Genomic DNA, 19,326 nt, shown 5'->3' with positions numbered 1-19,326 from the left:
ATCTTCACGGCGAGTGTTGAGGAGGTTTGTTGTTGACTACCGCGGATGATGAGGTCCGGGTGCGGGCCGACCGCGCCCGAAAGATCGCGTTGTGGCGGTATCAGCTGATCCGGGAGGCGGCTGATCCGGCGTATTCCAGCCGCCAGCGCGGGCGGATGGTGCGTGACCTGGCCGAGCGGGAGCATCCGGGGCCGTTCGGGACGCCGGTGCGGGTGGCCCGGGCGACCTTGGACCGGTGGATCACCGCGTGGCGCCGCGGTGGGTTCGACGCCCTGGTGCCCAGCCCTCGGCAGGCCACCCCGCGCACCCCGGCCGAGATCCTGGACATGGCCGCGGCGTTGAAGCGGGAGAACCCTGACCGGACCGCCGCGCAGGTGGCCCGGATCCTGCACAAGCACCTCGGGTGGGCACCGTCGGAGTCGACGGTGCTGCGGCACTTGAACCGCCTGGAACTGATGGGCCCGCCCGCCACGGCGGTGACCGTGTTCGGCCGGTTCGAGGCTGCCCGCCCCAACGAGTTGTGGGTCGGCGACGCCCTGCACGGCCCGCACGTCGGCGGGCGCAAGACCTACCTGTTCGCGTTCCTCGACGATCACAGCCGGCTGCTGGTCGGGCACCGGTTCGGATATGCCGAAGACACCGTCCGTCTGGCGGCCGCACTGCGCCCGGCCCTGGCCTCGCGTGGTGTCCCAGAGTCGATCTACGTGGACAACGGCAGCGCGTTCGTCGACGCGTGGCTGCTGCGGGCCTGCGCCAAGCTGGGCGTCAAGCTCGTGCACTCCACCCCGGGCCGCCCGCAGGGCCGCGGGAAGATCGAACGCTTCTTCCGGACGGTCCGTGACCAGTTCCTCGTCGAGCTATCCACACCCGACAGTGGTCTGCTGGCGCCGGATCTGGCCAGTCTCAACAGGTTGTTCACCGCCTGGACCGAGACCGGATACCACCGCACCACACATTCAGAGACCGGGCAGACACCCCTTCACCGCTGGCAGACCGCCGATCCGCCCCGGCTGCCCAGCCCGGCCGCGCTGCGGGAGGCGTTCCTCTGGGAAGCCGCCCGCACCGTCACCAAGACAGCCACCGTCTCCCTGCACGGCAACACCTACCAGGTCGACGCCGGCCTGGTCGGGCGGCGGGTCGAGCTCGTGTTCGACCCCTTCGACCTGACCAACATCGAGGTCCGGCTGGCCGGCAAACCCATGGGCCTGGCGATCCCGCACCACATCGGCCGCCACGCCCACCCCAAGGCCAAACCCGAAACGGCTGACCAGGCACCACCGCCGTCAGGGATCGGCTACCTGAAGCTCATCGACGCCGCGCACCAGGCCGAACTCGCCAACCGCGTCAACTACACCGCCCTGACCGTCACCAGCACCCCCGGAGAGGACACCCACCGATGATCGACCGCCTCCAGGCACACTACGGCTTCACCCGCATGCCGTTCGGCCGCGACCTCGCCCCCGGCATGCTGCACCGGCACGGCTCCCACGCCGAAGCCGTCGCCCGCATCAGCTGGTGCGTCGAACAACGCGTCCTCGGCGTGGTCACCGGCGAAGTCGGCGCCGGAAAAACCGTCGCCGTCCGCGCCGCCCTCGCAGCCCTCGACCAGGTCCGGCACACCATCATCTGCCTCGGCAACCCCACCACCGGCGCCCGCGGCATCCACCACGCCATCGTCACCGCCCTCGGCGGCGTCCCCCACCCCCACATGGCCATCCTCGTCCCCCAAGCCGCCGAAGCCCTCGCAACCGAACACGCCGAACGCGGCCGCACCCCCGTCCTCGTCATCGACGAAGCCCACCTGCTCACCCACAACCAACTCGAAGGCATCCGCATGCTCACCAACCACGACCTCGACCGCTGGTCACCCTTCGCCTGCCTACTCGTCGGCCAACCCACCCTGCGCCGCAGGATCAAACTCGGCGTCCTGGCCGCCCTCGACCAACGCATCGGCCTGCGCTACACGATGTCCGGCATGACCGGCGACGAGACCACCGCCTACCTGCGCCACCACCTACGCCTGGCCGGCCGCGACGACCCCCTGTTCTCCGACGACGCCGCCACCGCCATCCACCAAGCCAGCCGCGGCTACCCCCGAGCCATCAACAACCTCGCCATCCAAGCCCTCATCGCCGCGTTCGCCGACGACAAAGCCATCGTCGACGAATCCTCCACCCGCGCCGCGATCAGCGAGGTCACGGCCGAATAGACGCATCACAATGAGGACCACGACGTCACCATGACGACCAGCCCGTCACCATGGTGACCAACTGCCCCGCCCGGCACCCCCGGCGGGGCATTCTTCTGCCTACCCGTCCTCACCACGAACGACGGCTACATCCTCATCGAAAATGCCGGGCAACAGTCGAGGAGCCAGCCTAGTGCCGCGGCCGGGTCACTGCCGATCTGTTCCCGGGTGTCCGGCGCCTCGTCGTCGGCGTCGACTTCGCCGATGTCGATCATCGTGCCGTCGTCGAACGCTTGGACGGCGGTGTCGAGCAGGAGCGGGATGTGCTGCACCGTCACCTCGGCGGTCACGCTCCGGGCGTACCGGTATCCGGCCCGGCCCCGATCGGAGCGGCTGGCGGCTGGCGGCGGCTGCGGCGCGGGCAGGTCGAACAGGGTCAGGTCGTCGGACATCGGGCTCCCATACAGTTCACGGGTACGTCCGCTTCGGTCCAGGAAGGGCAGGCGGTGATGTTCGCTGTGGCGTCACCGGGTGACCGGCCGGCCGACGGATTCCAGGGCCGCGGCGTACGCTGCCGGGTCTGCGGCGTCGCAGTGTTGCCACACTTGCGCCAGCCGCCTGATCACCTGCTGCCGGGGTACCCCGGTCGCGCTCAACCGTCCGGCGACCTGCCAGACCTGAGCCGGCTCGTCGGCCCACAGTTGCTCGACGACTGTGACGCAGGCTGGCATGACGTCCGGCCCGGTGCCGTGCAACGCCTGTTCGATCGTCGTGAGTGCCTTGCGGTGCGAGGGGTCGGCCGCGTCGTAGTCGTCGACGTCGATCGTGGTCGACGACCCGCGTCGCCTGGGGTCGGGGCGCTCGAACGTGATCCCACCGCGGTGCCCGGGTTCTGGTACCGCGAACCAGCGCCGGTCCAGCGTCGTCTGGATGTCGTCGCCACCCGCCCGGTGAGCCGGTAGATCAGCCACATAGGGGAAGTGCGGGTTGACCCGCCGTTCGCTGCTCATCCGCTCGAACATCACCTGAACCAGGACCATCCGCCGCCGCAGGCGCAGCCGGGCCCGCCACGACAGCTCCCCGGACGCGGCAACCCAGGCGACCCACGCCTTGGCCACCCTCCGGGCGCTGCGCAGGACCACCTTCGGGGCGATCAAGGTACGCGGTAGGACCTCGCCGAACAGCCTGGTGGCGGTGATCGGCCCGATCCGGTCGGGTGGAAACCCGAGCACCTCGACGCTCGCGTCCACGACGCGTTCGACGAACATCCGGTCGGTCGCCGGGTGGCTCCACCCGTGCGGGTGCGCGGCGAGGAATGCCTCGACCAGCTCGGTACGGCGGCTGGCCGGCCACGCTTCGGCCAGCGTGGCGGGTGCCGCCTGCGCCGACGGTGCCTGGGACGCCGGCTCGCCGGCGGAAATGCCGAGCATCCGGCAGGTCAGCAGCGGCAGGTAGGCGTAGCACAGTTCGTCCGGCTCCGGCCCGCTGCGCAGCGTCGGGCGTTCTCGGGCACGCGATGTCTCGATCGCCGCCAGGACCAGGCTGCGGGCCCGCTGCGCGCCGATCGATTCGACCCGGCCACGGCCGGGCTTCCCGCGTCGCAGATCCGCGATGGTCCGATCGAGGTTGGCCGGCTGGGACACCATGGCGATCGCCGACACCACGCCGTGGAATGCCAGGTCGATCGTGACGGTGAGCCCGTGCCTGCGGTGGCCGTCCGCGTGCGCGAACTCGCAGAACACCTGGCTGCACTCGCCGAACTCGTCGGTCCACAGCCAGCACTGCCCGACCGTGGCTTTGCCCAGCAGGCCGGTCCAGGGCGGCAGCGGCGCCTCGGCCGCGGCGGTGGCGCCCTGACGCCTGCCGGCCCGGCCGGTCACCCGGCCGGCCGCCGCACCAGCTGCCCCGGCGACCTCGCGGGGACCCACCGCCGCGATCGCGGTCAGCAGGACCGCGCAGCCGGCACGGCCGTCTCGCTCGGCCTCGTCGATGAGGTCCAGCAGCAGCACGGTGAACACCTCGTCGGTCGGCACATCGCTGCGCATCGCCGAGATGTTGGAAGCCACCCAGACCTCGGCGTCCAACGCGTCCGCAGCCGCCAGCAACGCGGCGCTGTCGGCAATCGCGGCGGCGTACGCCGCGCGTGCCTCGGGAACGCGCAGCCGCCTGCCGGGGCCACCCCGACCGGGGCGCTGCGCCGGCAGCCCTCGGCGGCTGCCCTCTCGTCCGCCCATCCGGGCGAGCATGCCATGCGGCGCGCCGCGACCGGCAGCCGGCCCACCGGCCACGAGGACACATCGAGCGCTCTGACAGAATCGCCAGGTGAACCAGGGCATCCCGGGCTCCTCCGTCACCGCCGCCGACGACGATCTGCTCCACCGCAGCGCGCCGTTGAAGGCGGCACTCGTCGCCTTCGGGCAGAGCCAACGCTTCACCGGCGAGTTCCGTTCGGCCTACGCCAACCGGTTCGGCACAGCCAAGCCCGGCAACCAGGTCGACTACATCAACTTTCTGGACCGCTTCGTGCTGGAACACCGTTCCAGCGACGGCCGTACGGTCGTGGAACAGTTCGTCGCGTCCCGGCCCGACCTGCCGGAGGCCCAACGCGCCATGCTTCGCTGCTGGGTGACGGTCGTGGAGGGCATCTTCGAGGTCGAACGTCATGACGGCGACGCCGCCGTCATGGTCAACCTGGCCGACGAACTCACCTACCGGGTTCGCTCCAACGCGGGTCCGCAGTTACTCGAACAGCTCACCCCCGAAACGATCCTGTGGGCCAGATTGGTGCCGCTCGGCGAGGACTGGCTGCTGTCCGGGGCGCTCAACGCCGCACCGCTCGAAGCTCGCCGCGAGATGTGCCGGGCCGCGGCCGAGATGGCCAGCACCTGCCCGGCCGCGGTGTTCCGCAACCCGGACAAGATCGCCCTCGGCTGGGAGCTTCACCACCGGCTCCGCGGGCACTTCATCGAGTTCTTCGGTGCCGACCTGGCCATCGTCACCGGGCACGAACTCGCCGACCGGATGGCCGGGTTCTGGAACCACCACGCCACCCGGATCAGTGCTCTCCACAGACCGGCGTCCCAGGACGCCCCCGACGAAGAGCAGCCACCCTCGGTACCCCGGATGTCGATATCACCCGATCTTGAACAGGCCGAGACCGTCGGCGTCATGTTCGACGAGGTCGACGGGCTGTGGTTCCTGCCGGAGTACCGGCTCATACAGGAGGTGTTCGCCGACCCAGCCCTGATCACCGGTCGCCGCTACCGGGAGGCGGTCAGCGGGTACCTCAAGAGCCAGACCCTTCCCCCGATCGCGCTACGCAGGCTGGCCGAGCAGGATCCCGACCGGGCCGGCCGGGTCTTCGCCCGGCTGTTGGGCAAGCCCCGCTTCACCTGGCAGCGCGACGGCGAGGCGCTGCTGCGGCGGTACAAGGCGGGTTTCTTCGACCGAACTCCGCTACCCGGCGTCACCCCGCTGAGCAACCGTCAACGGGCATTCCTACGACCTCGCAGCGACGTGGAGGGACTCGGATGACGAGCATGGCGGACTTCACCGGCCGGTGGCGGATCGTATCGATGGAGTTGTGGGACACCGACGCCATCGACCTGGTGGCGCCCGCGTTCATCGAGTTCGACCGCGACCGGACCGGGCGGTTCGGGTTCATCGTCGTCGATGGGTGGATGGACTGCCGCGAGACGACCCGCGACGGGCGGCCCTGCGTCGAGTTCACCTGGGAGGGCAGCGACGAGGGCGACCAGGTCACCGGTCGTGGCTGGGCAAGCCTCGCCGACGACGGCACGCTCGATGGGTGGATCTTCTTCCACCTCGGCGACGACTCGGGCTTCCACGCGGCCCGCGCCGAACCCGAGCCGACCAGCACCCGTTCCCGCCGGAGGTCCCGGTGAGCACCAAGAGCAACCACCCGGATCCCGTGGAAGCCGAGATCGAACACGCCCTCGACCCGGGCCGGTTCGTGTCCGACCGCGGCTGCTTCCGGTTCGTCGACGGCCTCGAACAGGTCACGGCGACCGTCGGCCAGCTCGTCGCCGACGATGCCGAACGGGCTGCCACCCTGTACGAGACGTTCCTGGCCGGGTGCTATGAGAAGGCCGAGGAGGTCGACGACTCCAGCGGCAGCTTCGGCATGTTCGCCCAGAGCCTGATCAGCGGCTGGATCACCGCCCGCCAGGCCGCGCAGGCGTCCCCGCAGCAGACTACGGCCCGGCTGCTGGCCTGGATGGACGACGACCAGTACGGCTTCTGCCACCGGCTGGAACACCAGATCGCCACCGTCTTCGACGAGGCCGGCCTCGCGGCGTTCATCGACCAGATCCGCAGCCGGTTCGAGGCCGCCGATCAGGCAACTCCGGCCTCCGTCGGGTCGGACCAAGCCGACCGGGACGCGCGCCGGCGACGGGCCGAGACGACACGGTGGGCCGAGGTGCTGCGGTCGCTGTATGCCGCCGGAGGAGACCTCGACGCGTACGTCGAACTCGCCGAACGCACGGGCCTGACCGCCGACGATTGCCTCACGGTTGCGAACCTGCTGGTCTCCCGGGGCGACCCGGCCCAGGCGCTGGCCTGGGTGGAGCGTGGCCTGCAACTCGACGCCGAGCGGCCGTACCCGTCCTTCGCCGCGCACAGCCTCACCGAGCTCAAGCCGCGGCTCCTGGCCGACCTGGGTCACGGCGATCAGGCGCTGGAGACGGCCTGGGCCGACTACCGCAAGCACCCCGACCGGTACTCCTACGACCACCTGATGACGTTCGTCCCGCACGCTGAGCGCCCCGGCTGGCACGACCGAGCCATCACCGAGGCGCTGGACGGCGACCGCTACCTGCCCGCGGTGATCGAGCTGCTGCTGCACACCGACGAGACTGGACGCCTCGGGCAACTGGCCGCCCGCACCTCCGACAGCTCATGGGAGGGCGTCGGCCACCACGCGGCAGAACAGGCCGGTACCGCGCTGGAACCGGGCCACCCCGGTGAGGCCGCCCGGATCTGGCGGGCCGCGGGCATGCGTATCCTGGAGGCCGGCAAGAGCAAGTACTACGACGCCGCGCTGCGGTACTTCGACCACGCCAAGCGCTGCTACCAGCAGGCAGACCAGCCAGACCAGTGGCAGCAGGTCGTCGATGAGGTGTATGCGCAGCACGGCCGCAAGACGAGCTTCCTGCCAGGCTTCGATGCGGTGGTGACCGGAACCGACCCGACCCCACAGCCGTCCTTCCTCGATCAGGCGAAGGCCCGCTGGGGTCGACATGTCTCCGAATGATCAACTCGGCGCCGAACGCGCTACACGCCTTCCACCGGCAGCGCCGCTATCCTGCGCTGGTCGGCGACGGCCAGGCTCGATCCGGCACGTTCGATGATGTCAGTGACCGTGTGGCGCAGTCCGCAGGGCAGGATCAGGCGGTCGTCGACGGTGAGGTCGTACCCGCGGCCGCTACCAATTCGTCGGACAAGGTTTGCCCCTGGAGTACCGCTGGTCGTGACCGTCGGCATCCCGGTTAGCCCTGCCCGTCGGCGGCTCGGGATGCCCGCGTGGTGCTCCGGTGGTGCTCGAATGTTCCGTACCGAACCAGCACTACCGCAACTGTTCCAGCACTACGGCGACTTCCCGCCTGTCCGACCCCGTCACCTGATCGAGTGAACCGCCCGGACCAGGGCATACAAAAAGCTCCCCGACCGGACGGAGAGCTTGCCAATTGATACTCCTTAGAGGTCGCGCGGAATGGTTGTTGATCATCGGCGGCGGGCGGGTCGGTTGTTCCACCGGTAGAGGGTCCATGCACGCCGGATGAGGCTGCGGACGGTGATGATCGCGTCGGCGAGGTCGAAGAAGGCGTCGATGACCTTCTCTGTTCGTTCGTAGCAGCGTTGCAGCCGGTTGAACGCGTTGTGCCAGCTGTTCGTCCGTTCGACGTGCCACCGTTGGCTCGCCTGGATGGGCGCCTTGTCGCCCTTGTGGGCGATCTCACCGGTCAGGCCGCGCTCGGCCAGCAGGGCGCGGGTGACCTGGGAGTCGTATCCGGCGTCGAGGTGCACCGTGATGGCCTGGGGTAGTGGGCCGAGGTCGTCGAGGTGGTCGAGGGTGGGGCCGAGCAGGGGTGAGTCGTGTCGGTTCGCGCCGGCCAGGACCCGGCCGAGGGGGATGCCGTAGCCGTCGACCATCAACGAGCGTTTCATGCCCTGCTTGCCCCGGTCGACCGGTGAGCGTCCGGCGGCCTCGCCGCCGCCGGGAGCCTTGGTGATGCAGCCGTCCACGGCGATGTCGTCGAGGACCAGGCCGACGAGCCGGTCGTAGGCGTCCAGGGCGATCTGTTTGAGCTGGGCGAACACCCCAAGCTCTATCCACTCGTCACGGCGGCCGCGGATCGTGGTGGCCGAACAGGTGGCATCGGCGATCGCCTCGTAGGCGCAGCCGAACCGCAACACCTGGACCAGCTTGTCGAACACGATGCGGTCATCGATCCGCTTGCGGTGACAGCCCAGCGGATGTGTCGGTTGGTAGGTCGGCCGATCGGGGAGCAGCGCGGCGAACTGGACCCACAACGGCTCGATCAGCCATGCTGGGATGGCAGGCACAGAACCTCCCGTGATCACGGAGCGTCAGCAACTTCATGATCACCAGTTCTGTGCCTGCATCCGTTCAGGCGCGCCGATCAACCCACCATTCCGCGCGACCTCTAAACCCATGTCCAGGATCAGGGGTCAAGCTCCGCCTTCGGTGTTCGGATGGGCGTGGTGGCGGTTGTGCTTGTCCACCCACCAGCCGTAACTGATCCCGGTCAGCAGGTTGCCACAGATCAGACCGACCACGTCGTTCGCCAGCCGGGAGCGGAAGATCTGCCGATGTCCGGCGTCGTGACCGAGAAACGCGAGCTGCGCGAACAGCACTGCGGCGGTGGCGGCGGTGGCGGTCTGCCACCACGACTGCCCGAGCCGGACGAACATCACGCCCACTACCCCGAGGCAACCCAGCAGCACCGTTATCCGCATCGCGTAGCGGCCGGGCCGCCGGTCGAGGAGACCCGCGCCTCGGACCAGGCGTGAGAGGTCTGCGTAGTCACTGCCCCGCTCGCTGCGGGCGCCAAGATCCGTATCGCTCACCCTCGCTACTCCTGTACTCCACGCTGGCCGGCTCTGCCGGTTCTGCCGTCGGCCGGTCGCCAGGGGCGGTCCTTGTGTCGTGCCGCAGGGGGCAAACCAGCGGATCGCTGCTCCTGGTGCCAGTCTTACCCGCCGCCGTCCCTGCTCACGGAGAAACGACAGCTGGCCCGGCGGCCGAGAGGCAGATGGCGCTCGCGTTTTATGCGAGTCCGCCGATTAGGCACCTGGTAGCGGCGACAGAGTCCGACAATCAGGACCATGCAGGTTCGTTGGATTCAGGGAGCAGTGATGGCACGTAGGAGAAACTCTGCCGTCCGGCAAGCGCTCATTCTTGCTTTCGCGGCCGGGGCGCTGAGCGGCGTAGCGAGCACGCTGACCCTGCGCCGTCGCCGCGTCGGCGGCATCCGGTCGGAAGATGTCCACGGTCCCCTCATGGGGGACGTCGCCGGGCCGCTGGGCGAGACCACGGTCCCGCCCCTCGGGGGACGAATCGACGCCCCTCCGCAGGGAGCAGTCGGCATACCCGCGACCAACAACGGCTGACACCGCCGGTTCCGGGCAGCGCCACTGGCCGGTCAGCCATCGTGAGCGCTTCAGGCATCCGGCGTGAAAAGAGATGGGGGTATTGATGGCCGAACGTTCCGGCGGCGGTCCCGGCGCCGCTTCTACTGACACGCCGGTCGCCGAGTTGGTGCAGCGCGCCACGGAGCAGATCACCCGGCTGGTGCGCGACGAGTTGACGATGGCGCGGGCGGAGATGACCGCGAAGGGCAAACGAGCGGGCGTCGGCGCGGGGCTGCTCGGCGGAAGCGCCGCACTCGGTCTCTACGCCGGCGGTACTGCCGTCGCCACGCTCGTGTTGGCGTTGGGAGCGGTCATGCCCGACGCGCTGGCTGCCCTGATCGTCACCGTAGTTCTGGCCATCGCCGCCGCGATCGCGGGGCAACGCGGCAAGAAGCAGGTCAGCAAGGCCATGCCGGCCACACCGACAGCGACCCGGGACAGCGTACGCGCGGACGCCGAGGCGATACGCGGCGCGGCGACTCGGAGGCAGCCATGACGGCGGGAAGCGGTGACCTGGACAAGACCCGACAGAACGTTCAACGGACCCGCGCAGAGCTCGGCGAAACCGTCGCTGCCCTGGCCACCAAGACCGACGTCAAGACCCGCTTGCGGACCAAGGCCACCAGCGCGGCCGGCGGACTCCGGCAGCGCCTCACCCAGGCCGGCCAGTCGACGAAGACCACAGCGACCCAACTGGCCCGCACGGCGAGCCAGAAGGCCTCCCAACGCATCAAGCCCGTCACGCAGAAAGCCCAAAAAGCCACCACTGCGGTACGCGGCGCGGCGAAAGCCGGCGCGCAGACCACCGGCAAGGCGGAATCCGCCCTGGTCACCACCGCCCGCGGGGCGGCAACGAAGATCGGCGGCTCGGTACGTGGGAAACCGCTACCGGTTCTCGCCGCCGCCGGCACTGCGGTCACCCTCGCGGTCGTCGTCTACCGACGCCGTCGGCGCCACTGACCAGCAGCCCAGCGGCCAGCAACTCGCTGTCCTGCCAGGCCTGCAGGTGCACAGCGATCGGGTGGCGCAACAGGGCAAGCCGGAGGGAGATGTAGGTGAGGGCGGGTGGTCCACCGACCCGCCCGCCCTCACCGATCTCCCAGTAGCGACAGGAGCCACCGCTGTTGGGCTCCTGACCGTCACCGCCGTCGGCGGCTGGGCTGCGGGATGTTTGTCTCGATCTCTTCGTGACCGACATGCCCATCGATCGGCTGATCCTGGACCACCTCGTCCTTGGTCAGCCGGACACGTTCGACGGGCCCGCTGCCCTGCGACCGTGCGTCACCGGTATCGCCCGATCCGGCGATACAGGCGGAGGTGTACGCGGGGACCTCAAGGTCAGCGTGCCGCATCCGCCCGGGGATCGCCGGATCCGAGGGGGTGGTTCGCGATGATTACCGCCGTTCGTCCTCGTCCATAGCGTGGACCTGTCCAGCGCGAACCTGACCGACGCCAGGGAGCTCGCGGACCTGGCTTGCGCCAAGACCAATGACAGCATCTGATCGCCCGAGGGGATGGCCCGGCCGGCGCGTGCCGGACGGCACCGGCTGAGCCTGAACGATGTGGTCAACCGCAGGAAGACCCGGTTCGGGGACGACCCGACAGCCTGGCCGAAGTAGAAGATGCCGATCATGACGGCGTGCAGCTGTCCGATGGTCTGGACCTGCGACCAAGCGATCAGGAGCCCGGGGGCGGTGATCGAACCGAGGATCATAACACCAGGCGATGCGGGCTGCTGCGGCCAGGACGACAGTGAGGCCAGGCAACCGCCGCCTCGGTCTGCATCCGCTGGTGGCCGATCAGCATCAGGCTGCGAGGCCAAGGGCTGAGATTGTCACGTGTCAGCGGGTTCTCCGTGCTGATCGTTTGCGTGGTGGGGTCAGGAGATCTGCGATCGTCGCGATTGCGCTGGGCACCAGCCGGTAGTACACCCAGACACCGCGCTTCTCCCGTTCCAGCAAGCCTGCCTCGGTGAGGATGCGCAGGTGGTGACTGACCGTGGGCTGCGAGAGCCCGAGCGGTGCAGTCAGGTCAGAGACGGATGCCTCGCCCTCGGGGGCCGACTGGATCAGGCTGAGCAGCCGCAGCCGGGCGGGGTCCGCGAAGGCCTTCAGGACCCCCGCGAGCCGCTCGGCATCGGCACGTTTGATCGGCTCGCCAGCGAGCGGCGATATTTGCGGCATAGTAGTTCGAGTCGATACAGGTCCCACATATGCCATCCTTCCACCAGCAGAATCCACCCATGCGCATATCGGCGATACACGATGTCTGGTGTTGGAGATGCTGCTCGGCGGCTGCTCGGACGTCGGAAAACTGGCGCGAACGTACCGGGGCGCAGCCGGATTTCACGGATATCGCGAGACCACTTCATTGTGCTCGTGATCCACGACTCCGCCGGAGACTTGACCGAACCTGAGGAACCCGTCCCCAGCGTGGCCGTCGACAGCGACTGGGACACCATGCTCGACACCGCCCTGGCCGAACTAGGCCTCCCCACGCGACCGACCCCGGTGGCTGATGTACCGAGCTGGAACAGTCGAGTAGAACGAGGGACCCGCGGGCCGGCGCGTAGTCGTCCCGGTGTCGGGCGGCTCGCCTGGCGGAACCCTGCCTTTCCGAGGGCATGCAGCTGCGAGCCGGCTGTGTCGGCGGCGATGAGGGTGATCCCCTACCTGCCTGGCGGCGTCGCGGTACTCGGCCAGCGCGGAGCGCTGGCCGGTGACGTCGACGTGCTACACGCCGTCCTTGCGGTCTCTGCGGCCGATCCAGACTGCGCAATATCGCGTGCCGGGTCCGTCGGCGCTCCGGCTACCCGCCGATGCCGGGGAGGTGTGCGTTGATCGCTCTGACCTGGTCGGCGAGTTCGGGTATCTCGATGACCTCTGCGCCCGCCGTTTGTAGGAGTTCAACGCCGTGGCAGGTGACGAAGAGGGGTGGCTCGCGGAGGGCGAGGACGACTCGGGTGATCCCGGCGGCGATGATCAGCTCCGCGCAGGGGCGTGGACGGGACTTCCGGACGCTGCACGGTTCCAGTGATGTGTAGATCGTCGAGCCGGACAGGTCGAAGCTGGTGTCGGCGAGTTTGGCGAGGGCGGATTCCTCGGCGTGGACGTGGGAGTCGGTCTCCCGGGAGAAGCCTCGGCTGACCTCGTGTCCATGACGGTCGACGATGATGGCGCCGACGGCGTACGCGGTTTCCACGGCTGGGCAGAGGTGTGACAGGTCGATCGCGGCTTGCAGCCACTGCCGGTCGACGTGTTGCTGGTCGGTCATGCCTGGCCGCACCGGGGGGAGAGGGCGTAGCGCAGAAGGACGACGTCGCCGAGTTGGCGTGTCTCGACGAGTCGGGCCCGATTGTTGGGGTTCCAGGGGTAGGAGCCGTCGTTGACGAAGCGGGGTGCCGTCGAGTCGCCGACGAAGAAGGGCGCGATGACGAGGTGTAGTTCGTCCGCGAGTCCGGCGGCGAGGAACTGGGTGTGGATGGTGCCGCCACCTTCGATCATCAGCCGTTGGATGCCACGGGGACGCCAGGTCTTCCACGACACGCCGTGGGTCGGCCGGGTTGCCTGCGTCCACGACCGTGGCTACGCCGGCGAGCCGTTCCTGTGCCTTGTCCCACCCAGGGGTGGCGCAGTACACGATCTTCTCGGTGTCGCCGGCGCGGAAGAACTGCGCGTCCGGGTCGAGGTCTCCCTGGCCGGTCAAGGTGACCTTCGTTGGCGAGGCGGGCAGACCGCGTGCGATCCGCGAGTCACGGCGGGCCTGGGACCGAACGAGCAGCCGAGGGTTGTCCTTCCTGATGGTGTTGGCTCCGACGAGAATCGCGTCGCACTCGGCGCGTACGGCGTCGACGCGGTCGAAGTCGGCGTCATTGGACAGCAGCAGCCTCGCCGCGGTGGTGTCGTCCAGGTAGCCGTCGATGGACGTGGCGCAGCTCAGCAGGACGTATGGCCGCCTACTCACGGGGAAAGCTCCTCAGGTCGGTGGAGATGATCTGCTCAACGAGCTTGGTGAAATCCTCCGCCCCGGCGCAGGCCGCGAGCGCGGCGAACATGTCCCCGGGAAGCCATGACCGCAGGCTTACGTCGGCCCGCATACGGTCCATGACGTCGCGGGCTGTCCCGCCGCTTGCAGCGAAAGGCAGCATCTGCGGTGCGCTTGTCTAGGGCGACGGGTCGGCGTCCGGCGGCGGTTTTCGGCTCCCCCTCGACGACCTGATAGCCGGCAGTGGTGCGGTTGCGCTCGACGTACAGCACGCCGCGGTCGAGGTCGACCTCGGTCCACCGTAGCCCGCATACCTCGCCGCGGCGCAGGCCGCGCAGGGCGGTGAGCCACCAGAACGCGAACAGCGGGTCGTCGACCACGGTGTCGAGAAACGCGCCGAGCTGCTCGGCGGTCCACACGGCCACTGTCGGGTGCTCGCCGGTGGTCTGCCAGGCGCGGACGCGGTCGTCAGTCCAGACCTGGGCGTGGGGTTTGCGGTAGCCGGCGACGGTGATGCACCGGGCCGGGTTGCTCTCGATCAGTTCCTGTTTGACGGCGAGGTTGAGGGCTGCGCGCAGGGTGGTGCGTAGGTGCTGCATCGCGGAGGCGGACTGGGGTAGTCCTTTGGTGTTGGTGGTCTGGGCGATCTGGTCGAAGACGGTGCGCAGCAGTTGGGCGTCGAGGTCGGCGAGGCGGTACTGGCCGAGGTGGGGGATCAGGACGCGTTCGACGTCGCGGGTGTAGTGCAGGCGGGTGGTGTTTGCCCGCGACGAGTGAGACGAGATCACCAAACTGTGCTCAAGTGCTGAGCCACCTGATGCACCCACCGACCCGCTGCGCCCGGCCCCCGTGCCGGGCGAGGATCGCAACAACGAGGTCGGCTCGGGGATGTTCATCGCGCTGGCGTGGCTGCGCCCGGCCCCCGCTCGCCGGGCGAGGATCGCAACGAGGCTTTGGGTCCGTGCAGGTTCGCTGGCTGGGCGAAGGCTGTGCCCGGCCCCGCGTCGGGCGAGGATCACAACAGTGCGACGATGGGCGCGGAGCCGCGCTGCGACGGCCCGGCGGGAAGGTCTCTCACCCTGTACCGTGCCAAAACTCGTTCAGTGGCTTTGACCTGGCATTTTGAAGATCATTTCATGCCGCCCGGTGGTACTCGTTGGTCACCCCGCTGAGTCGTCGTCGGCGTCGTACGGGCTTGTCCATGGGGATTCTGGCGGCCGGGTCGTGGTTGGGTGGCCGCTGCTGCCGCCCTTGATGCGGCCGGTGGTCGTTGAAATGGTCGACGTACTCGCCGACTACGGCCAGCGCGTGCCGCTCGTTGTAGATCAACACGTGGTCGGTGCATTCGTCGCGGAGGCTGCGGCCCCAGCGCTCGATGAAGCAGTTGGCCCGCGGGGTGCGGGGCGGGGTCTTGACCACGGTGATGCCTTCAGCGGCGAAGACGTGATCGAAGGCGGCGGTGTACTTGCCGTCGCGGTCGCGGATGAGAAACCGGAACCGGTTGGCACGCTCGCCCAGCTCCATAGCGAGGTTACGGGCCTGCTGGACCACCCACTGCCCAGTGGGGTGCGCGGTGACGCCAAGAAGGTGGACCCGTCGGGTGGACACCTCCATGACCACCAGCGCGTACAGGCGCCGCAGCAGGATCGTGTCGAGGTGAAAGAAGTCGATGGGCAGAAGGCCAGTGGCCTGGTTGCGCAGGAAGGTGCGCCAGTTGGTGTCTGGCTGGCGGGGCGGCGGGCCGACCCGCCAGCCGGCCAGGATCCGTCGGATCGTGCCCGCTCCGATCCGATGGCCGAGCCGCTGTAGTTCGCCTTTGATTCTGCGGTGTCCCCATCGCGGGTTCTCTCTGGCCAGCCGTAGCACCATGTCCCGGATCTCGTCGCTGACTGGTGGTCGGCCGGGTCGGTTGGGGTAGGTCCAGTGGCGTCGTACCAGGCGGCGGTGCCAGTTCAGCAACGTGGCCGGGGTGACGATCCGATGTTCCCGTATCCGGCGGGGCAGCAGGCGGGCCAGGGCGGACAGGACCGCCCGGTCCGGCCAGGACAGCCGCAGCCGGCCGGAAACCTGCCGGCGGAGCACCGCTACCTCATGCCGCAGCGCGAGAACCTCGACCAGCAACGCCCTGTCGCCCCGGATCAACAACCCCAGTCCGCTGAACAGGCTGATCATTCCCAGGTACAGCATCCGCACGGTCATACCAGAGATCATCAGCCCGAGCCGAGAACTCCCGGCTCACAGCATGTGCGACGAGTTATGGCACGGCACACGCTGCTGCCGGCCTTGGTGTGGCCGGTGGTCGTTGAAGTGGTCCACGTACTCGCTGACTACGGCCAGCGCGTGTCGCTCGTTGTAGAGCAACACGTGGCCGATGCATTCGTCGCGGAGGTTGCGGCCCCAACGTTCGATGAAGCAGTTCGCTCGTGGAGTGCGGGGCGGGGTCTTGACCACTGTGATGCCTTCGGCGGCGAAGACGTGATCAAAGGCGGTTGGGTACTTGCCGTCGCGGTCGCGGATAAGAAGCCGGAACTGGCTGGCACCCTCACCCCGGTCCATGAGGAGGTTACGGGCCTGCTGGACCACCCACTGTCCGGTGGGTGCGCGGTAATACCGAGCAGGTGAACCTTCCGGGTGGACACGTCCATGACCACCAGCGCGTAGAGGCGTCGCAGCAGGATCGTGTCGAGGTGGAAGAAGTCGATCGCTGACAAGCCGGCGGCCTGGGTGCGCGGGAACGTTCGCCAGTCGGTGTCCTGCTGGCGGGGCGGCGGGCCGACACGTCGGTGGGCCAGGATCCTGCGGATCGTGCCGGCTCCGACCCGATAGCCCAGCCGCTGCAACTCGCCCTGGATTCGGCGGTGCCCCCACCGCGGATTCTCGCGGGCCAGCCGCAGCACCAGGTCCCGGATCTCGTCGCTGACCGGTGGCCGGCCGGGTCGGTTCGGGTAGGTCCAGCGGCGTCGTACCAGCCGCCGGTGCCAGGCCAGCAACGTCGCCGGAGTGACGATTTGGTGTCCCCGTATCCGGCGGGGCAGCAGGCGCGCCAGGGCGGACAGGATCGCCCGGTCCGGCCAGGACAGTCGCGGCCGGCCCCGAGCCTGGCGGCGGAGCACCGCCACCTCAGGCCGCAGCGCGAGGACCTCGACCAGCAGCACTTTGTCGCTGCGGATCAGTAGCCCCAGACCGCTGAACAGGCGGATCATTCCCAAGTACAGCAACCGCACGACCATACCGGCGATCATCAGCCCGAGCCGATAAAACCGAGCTCACAGCATGTGCGATGAGTTCTGGCACGGTACAAGAGCACGATCGTCGCGTCGATGTCCAGGACCAGACCGTCGACCCGCCGGCCGGCCACCATCGGCTGCGGCAGGTCACCGCGGGTGTCGGCGTGCTGGGCCCAGGCGATCTCGCGGGCTCGGGCCCGCGCGGCCCGCAGCTCGGCCAGCATCGGCTCGTCCAGTCGGGACAGCAGCCGCCAGGCGGTCGGGTCGGAGGCGACCGGCCCGAACAGGGCGGGCTGGTCCCGCAGCACCGCGAGATCAGCGATGGCCTCGCCGCCGTCGGCGAGCATCACCGCCAGGTCCACGGTGACACGGCCCGGATCGTGCCCGCCCTGCCGCTGCCGCATTCCTGCCAAGGCCTCACCGAACGCGCTGGTCAGCCCGGTCACGTCGGCCAGATCCGCAAGCAGGCGGGCACCGACGTGGCCCACCACGCCCCGTCCACCACCGGTGACCGCGATCTTCGGACGTGTTGCGGTAGCCTTCACCCAGCACGTGCCTTCCGTGACAGGAACATCGGACCCTCAGCAAGTCCCATTTTCCCTGATCAGAGAGGCACTTCTTTGCTTCCTGCCCACCCTGTGACCGCCCTTAACGAAGGGCCGAGGCTAGGCTGCCACGTTGAGAAAGAACTTTTCGTGATCGCCACCCGGGGCGCCGAACTGGCAGTTGACTACCCCACCGCCACCGTTGGTGGAGGCCGTAACCCCGAAGCCGACCAGGCGCAAAAACGAATTCGGAAACAACGTCGACTCGAAGGAGAACGAACCACCTGCCTGCGGGAGAAGCTTGAACGTCTCGTGGGTACCCACGTGGACCTGGCAGTTGACGGTTCCACCGCCCGGCCCCCGGGGATCTGCGGCAACTCGGCGGCGTCCATGCGCAGATACACGTTCGAAAAGGTCGCCGACGCGAAGGCGAACGAGCCGTCGGCCTGCGGGAGAACCTTGAACTTCTCGTAAGGTCCCGCGCCAAATTGGCAGTTGACGACCCCACTGCCAGACCCGTTCCAGGTCGTCACCCCGGTGCCGTCCATGCGCAGATACACGTTCGGAAAGGTCGTCGACAGGATCGTGATCGGTGTGTTTCCGGGCGCCGCGAGATCCGCCACTGACAACGGCATGAGAGGTCCTCTCCTTCTTCGGGAATTCTTACTCACGATAGTCGTACCGTCACGGAGAGATGAACCCTGGCGTTTGGCGAAGGGCGAACGTAACGACGATGGTGGACGGATGTGACAATACCGAAATGCAACACCATGCCGGGATTCTCCGAGCGGCGAGGACTGGCGGTTCCGGTTGGCCAGAGCCGAGGGCGAGCGCGATCAGCGTCGCGTCTTTTCCACCAGTTCCTCGCGCATGCTGCGGCCCCATCGTTCGACGAAACAGTTCGCCTTCGGTGTGCGCGGCGGTGTCTTCACCACCTGTACGCCCTCATCGGCGAGTGCGGCGTCGAACGATGCGGCGTATTTGGTGTCGCGATCGCGGATCATGAACCGGAAGTCGCTGGTGCGTTCTCCGAGGTCCATGAGCAGGTTGCGGGCCTGCTGGGTCACCCACGCCTGGGTCGGGTGCTCGGTCACGCCGAGCAGGTGGACCCGGCGGGTGGCGATCTCCATGACGACCAGCACGTACAGGCGGCGCAGCCATACGGTATCGACGTGGAAGAAGTCGGCGGCCAGCAGGCCGGTGGCCTGGGCACGCAGGAATGTCCGCCAGGTGGTGTCGGTGTCGCGAGGTGCGGGGCCGAGGCGGCCACGGGCCAGGACTCGGCGGATGGTGCCGAGACCGACGCGGTGGCCCAGTCCGAGCAGCTCTTGTGGCCCCAGCGGGGGTTGTCCCGGGCCATTCGGCGGATGAGCTGGCGGGTCTCGTCGCTGACGGGCGGTCGGCCGCCGCGGTGGGGGTAGGTCCAGCGACGTTGGACCAGCCGGCGGTGCCAGGCCAGCAGGGTCGCCGGGGCCACGATCCGGTGTGCGCGCACCGCACGGGGCAGCCGCCGGGCCAGCGCGGATCGCCCGGTCTGGCCAGGACAGGCGTGGTCGGCCGTGGACCTGGCGGCGCAGCACCGCGACCTCATGGCGAAGGGCCAGCAGTTCCGCGAGCACGACGTTGTCACTTCGGGCCGCGCGCAGCAGGGCGTCGAGCACGCGGATCGTGACCAGATAGATCAATCGAAACACCATGGTCACGA

General features: G+C 68.7%; 21 protein-coding genes and 3 pseudogenes. 9 read left to right on the top strand and 15 right to left on the bottom strand.

Features of this window, described 5'->3' with window-relative positions:
* The first annotated feature begins 29 nt into the window (after positions 1-29).
* Together GA0074694_RS05870 and GA0074694_RS33545 are read left to right on the top strand one after the other, a co-directional pair.
* Entirely contained in the window at positions 30-1,400 is a 1,371-nt protein-coding gene (locus tag GA0074694_RS05870; protein WP_218105641.1) for a DDE-type integrase/transposase/recombinase, read from the top strand.
* Positions 1,397-2,209, top strand: a complete 813-nt coding sequence (locus GA0074694_RS33545) for an ExeA family protein (RefSeq protein ID WP_091453621.1) — start codon at positions 1,397-1,399, stop codon at positions 2,207-2,209. Before GA0074694_RS05870 ends, GA0074694_RS33545 begins: the two co-directional genes overlap by 4 nt.
* 125 nt (positions 2,210-2,334) lie before the next feature.
* On the opposite strand, the gene GA0074694_RS05860 is transcribed toward GA0074694_RS33545, so the two are convergent.
* Both GA0074694_RS05860 and GA0074694_RS05855 read right to left on the bottom strand, forming a co-directional pair.
* On the bottom strand, positions 2,335-2,640 hold the full coding sequence (locus GA0074694_RS05860; protein WP_091453618.1) for a hypothetical protein: 306 nt from the start codon (positions 2,638-2,640) through the stop codon (positions 2,335-2,337).
* Positions 2,641-2,712: 72 nt separating this feature from the next.
* On the bottom strand, positions 2,713-4,422 hold the full coding sequence (locus GA0074694_RS05855; protein ID WP_141713984.1) for a hypothetical protein: 1,710 nt from the start codon (positions 4,420-4,422) through the stop codon (positions 2,713-2,715).
* Positions 4,423-4,510: 88 nt separating this feature from the next.
* Here GA0074694_RS05855 and GA0074694_RS05850 point away from each other — a divergent pair, with 88 nt between their 5' ends.
* From GA0074694_RS05850 to GA0074694_RS05840, 3 genes are read left to right on the top strand one after another with little or no spacing between them, the layout of a single operon-like run.
* Complete coding sequence (locus GA0074694_RS05850; RefSeq protein WP_091453611.1) at positions 4,511-5,722, top strand: hypothetical protein; 1,212 nt, start codon at positions 4,511-4,513, stop codon at positions 5,720-5,722.
* Complete coding sequence (locus GA0074694_RS05845; RefSeq protein ID WP_218105640.1) at positions 5,719-6,093, top strand: hypothetical protein; 375 nt, start codon at positions 5,719-5,721, stop codon at positions 6,091-6,093. The genes GA0074694_RS05850 and GA0074694_RS05845 overlap by 4 nt, the downstream gene beginning before the upstream one ends.
* On the top strand, positions 6,090-7,463 hold the full coding sequence (locus GA0074694_RS05840) for a DUF6880 family protein (protein WP_091453607.1): 1,374 nt from the start codon (positions 6,090-6,092) through the stop codon (positions 7,461-7,463). The genes GA0074694_RS05845 and GA0074694_RS05840 overlap by 4 nt, the downstream gene beginning before the upstream one ends.
* Before the next feature lie 20 nt (positions 7,464-7,483).
* On the opposite strand, the gene GA0074694_RS30730 is transcribed toward GA0074694_RS05840, so the two are convergent.
* The 3 genes and pseudogenes from GA0074694_RS30730 to GA0074694_RS05830 form a co-directional block, all read right to left on the bottom strand.
* Positions 7,484-7,693 carry a hypothetical protein gene (locus tag GA0074694_RS30730; protein ID WP_141713983.1) on the bottom strand — a complete coding sequence of 70 codons (210 nt, stop codon included), beginning with the start codon at positions 7,691-7,693 and terminating at the stop codon, positions 7,484-7,486.
* A gap of 240 nt (positions 7,694-7,933) precedes the next feature.
* Positions 7,934-8,776, bottom strand: a complete 843-nt coding sequence (locus tag GA0074694_RS05835; RefSeq protein ID WP_091453604.1) for an IS5 family transposase — start codon at positions 8,774-8,776, stop codon at positions 7,934-7,936.
* Positions 8,777-8,920: 144 nt separating this feature from the next.
* A pseudogene (locus tag GA0074694_RS05830) lies at positions 8,921-9,301 on the bottom strand (fatty acid desaturase family protein); the annotation flags it as partial.
* A 288-nt stretch (positions 9,302-9,589) separates the two neighbouring features.
* Between GA0074694_RS05830 and GA0074694_RS30725 the strand changes: the two are divergent.
* From GA0074694_RS30725 to GA0074694_RS05820, 3 genes are all read left to right on the top strand, one after another.
* Positions 9,590-9,844 carry a hypothetical protein gene (locus GA0074694_RS30725; protein ID WP_141713982.1) on the top strand — a complete coding sequence of 85 codons (255 nt, stop codon included), beginning with the start codon at positions 9,590-9,592 and terminating at the stop codon, positions 9,842-9,844.
* An 85-nt stretch (positions 9,845-9,929) separates the two neighbouring features.
* On the top strand, positions 9,930-10,361 hold the full coding sequence (locus tag GA0074694_RS05825) for a phage holin family protein (protein WP_091458711.1): 432 nt from the start codon (positions 9,930-9,932) through the stop codon (positions 10,359-10,361).
* Positions 10,358-10,825: a DUF3618 domain-containing protein gene (locus GA0074694_RS05820; RefSeq protein WP_091453594.1), complete on the top strand. Its 468-nt coding sequence runs from the start codon at positions 10,358-10,360 to the stop codon at positions 10,823-10,825. The genes GA0074694_RS05825 and GA0074694_RS05820 overlap by 4 nt, the downstream gene beginning before the upstream one ends.
* A 179-nt stretch (positions 10,826-11,004) precedes the next feature.
* Here the strand turns inward: GA0074694_RS05820 and GA0074694_RS31475 are convergent, their stop codons facing one another.
* The 9 genes and pseudogenes from GA0074694_RS31475 to GA0074694_RS05775 form a co-directional block, all read right to left on the bottom strand.
* Entirely contained in the window at positions 11,005-11,217 is a 213-nt protein-coding gene (locus GA0074694_RS31475; RefSeq protein ID WP_091453590.1) for a hypothetical protein, read from the bottom strand.
* A gap of 489 nt (positions 11,218-11,706) precedes the next feature.
* Positions 11,707-12,048, bottom strand: coding sequence for an ArsR/SmtB family transcription factor (locus tag GA0074694_RS05810; RefSeq protein WP_091453587.1), 342 nt, complete (start codon positions 12,046-12,048; stop codon positions 11,707-11,709).
* Between the two features lie 625 nt (positions 12,049-12,673).
* Complete coding sequence (locus GA0074694_RS05805; protein WP_091453583.1) at positions 12,674-13,138, bottom strand: dCMP deaminase; 465 nt, start codon at positions 13,136-13,138, stop codon at positions 12,674-12,676.
* Positions 13,135-13,828: pseudogene (locus GA0074694_RS05800) on the bottom strand (RibD family protein). The gene GA0074694_RS05805 and the pseudogene GA0074694_RS05800 overlap by 4 nt, the downstream one beginning before the upstream one ends.
* A 35-nt stretch (positions 13,829-13,863) precedes the next feature.
* The gene (locus GA0074694_RS05795; protein WP_245714553.1) at positions 13,864-14,637 is read right to left on the bottom strand and encodes a site-specific integrase; all 774 of its coding nucleotides are present in this window, start codon (positions 14,635-14,637) and stop codon (positions 13,864-13,866) included.
* Positions 14,638-14,983: 346 nt separating this feature from the next.
* The gene (locus GA0074694_RS05790; protein WP_245714552.1) at positions 14,984-16,048 is read right to left on the bottom strand and encodes an integrase core domain-containing protein; all 1,065 of its coding nucleotides are present in this window, start codon (positions 16,046-16,048) and stop codon (positions 14,984-14,986) included.
* Positions 16,049-16,084: 36 nt separating this feature from the next.
* Entirely contained in the window at positions 16,085-16,258 is a 174-nt protein-coding gene (locus GA0074694_RS34095) for an integrase core domain-containing protein (protein WP_425413605.1), read from the bottom strand.
* Positions 16,177-17,091 (bottom strand): helix-turn-helix domain-containing protein, encoded by a 915-nt coding sequence (locus GA0074694_RS05780; protein ID WP_218105639.1) that lies wholly within the window; start codon positions 17,089-17,091, stop codon positions 16,177-16,179. Before GA0074694_RS05780 ends, GA0074694_RS34095 begins: the two co-directional genes overlap by 82 nt.
* Before the next feature lie 32 nt (positions 17,092-17,123).
* A pseudogene (locus GA0074694_RS05775) lies at positions 17,124-17,621 on the bottom strand (transposase); the annotation flags it as partial.
* A 150-nt stretch (positions 17,622-17,771) separates the two neighbouring features.
* On the opposite strand from GA0074694_RS05775, the gene GA0074694_RS31470 reads away from it, so the two are divergent.
* Positions 17,772-18,095: a hypothetical protein gene (locus tag GA0074694_RS31470; RefSeq protein ID WP_176737795.1), complete on the top strand. Its 324-nt coding sequence runs from the start codon at positions 17,772-17,774 to the stop codon at positions 18,093-18,095.
* Between the two features lie 362 nt (positions 18,096-18,457).
* Here GA0074694_RS31470 and GA0074694_RS33540 read toward each other — a convergent pair whose 3' ends face one another.
* On the bottom strand, positions 18,458-19,318 hold the full coding sequence (locus tag GA0074694_RS33540) for a hypothetical protein (protein ID WP_281189691.1): 861 nt from the start codon (positions 19,316-19,318) through the stop codon (positions 18,458-18,460).
* Between the last annotated feature and the right edge of the window lie 8 nt (positions 19,319-19,326).

This window comes from Micromonospora inyonensis (assembly GCF_900091415.1).
In the GTDB taxonomy this organism is placed as follows: Bacteria; Actinomycetota; Actinomycetes; order Mycobacteriales; family Micromonosporaceae; genus Micromonospora; species Micromonospora inyonensis.
This window is presented reverse-complemented; position numbering and strand designations above follow the sequence as displayed.

Coding starts and splice junctions, on each gene's coding strand:
- GA0074694_RS05805 (WP_091453583.1), bottom strand. CDS start 13,138: ATGACCGACCAGCAACACGTCGACCGGCAGTGGCTGCAAGCCGCGATC.
- GA0074694_RS05780 (WP_218105639.1), bottom strand. CDS start 17,091: ATGATCGCCGGTATGGTCGTGCGGTTGCTGTACTTGGGAATGATCCGC.
- GA0074694_RS33540 (WP_281189691.1), bottom strand. CDS start 19,318: ATGGTGTTTCGATTGATCTATCTGGTCACGATCCGCGTGCTCGACGCC.
- GA0074694_RS05860 (WP_091453618.1), bottom strand. CDS start 2,640: ATGTCCGACGACCTGACCCTGTTCGACCTGCCCGCGCCGCAGCCGCCG.
- GA0074694_RS05845 (WP_218105640.1), top strand. CDS start 5,719: ATGACGAGCATGGCGGACTTCACCGGCCGGTGGCGGATCGTATCGATG.
- GA0074694_RS05810 (WP_091453587.1), bottom strand. CDS start 12,048: ATGCCGCAAATATCGCCGCTCGCTGGCGAGCCGATCAAACGTGCCGAT.
- GA0074694_RS31475 (WP_091453590.1), bottom strand. CDS start 11,217: ATGCGGCACGCTGACCTTGAGGTCCCCGCGTACACCTCCGCCTGTATC.
- GA0074694_RS05825 (WP_091458711.1), top strand. CDS start 9,930: ATGGCCGAACGTTCCGGCGGCGGTCCCGGCGCCGCTTCTACTGACACG.
- GA0074694_RS05855 (WP_141713984.1), bottom strand. CDS start 4,422: ATGGGCGGACGAGAGGGCAGCCGCCGAGGGCTGCCGGCGCAGCGCCCC.
- GA0074694_RS05790 (WP_245714552.1), bottom strand. CDS start 16,048: ATGACCGTGCGGATGCTGTACCTGGGAATGATCAGCCTGTTCAGCGGA.
- GA0074694_RS33545 (WP_091453621.1), top strand. CDS start 1,397: ATGATCGACCGCCTCCAGGCACACTACGGCTTCACCCGCATGCCGTTC.
- GA0074694_RS05820 (WP_091453594.1), top strand. CDS start 10,358: ATGACGGCGGGAAGCGGTGACCTGGACAAGACCCGACAGAACGTTCAA.
- GA0074694_RS30730 (WP_141713983.1), bottom strand. CDS start 7,693: ATGCCGACGGTCACGACCAGCGGTACTCCAGGGGCAAACCTTGTCCGA.
- GA0074694_RS30725 (WP_141713982.1), top strand. CDS start 9,590: ATGGCACGTAGGAGAAACTCTGCCGTCCGGCAAGCGCTCATTCTTGCT.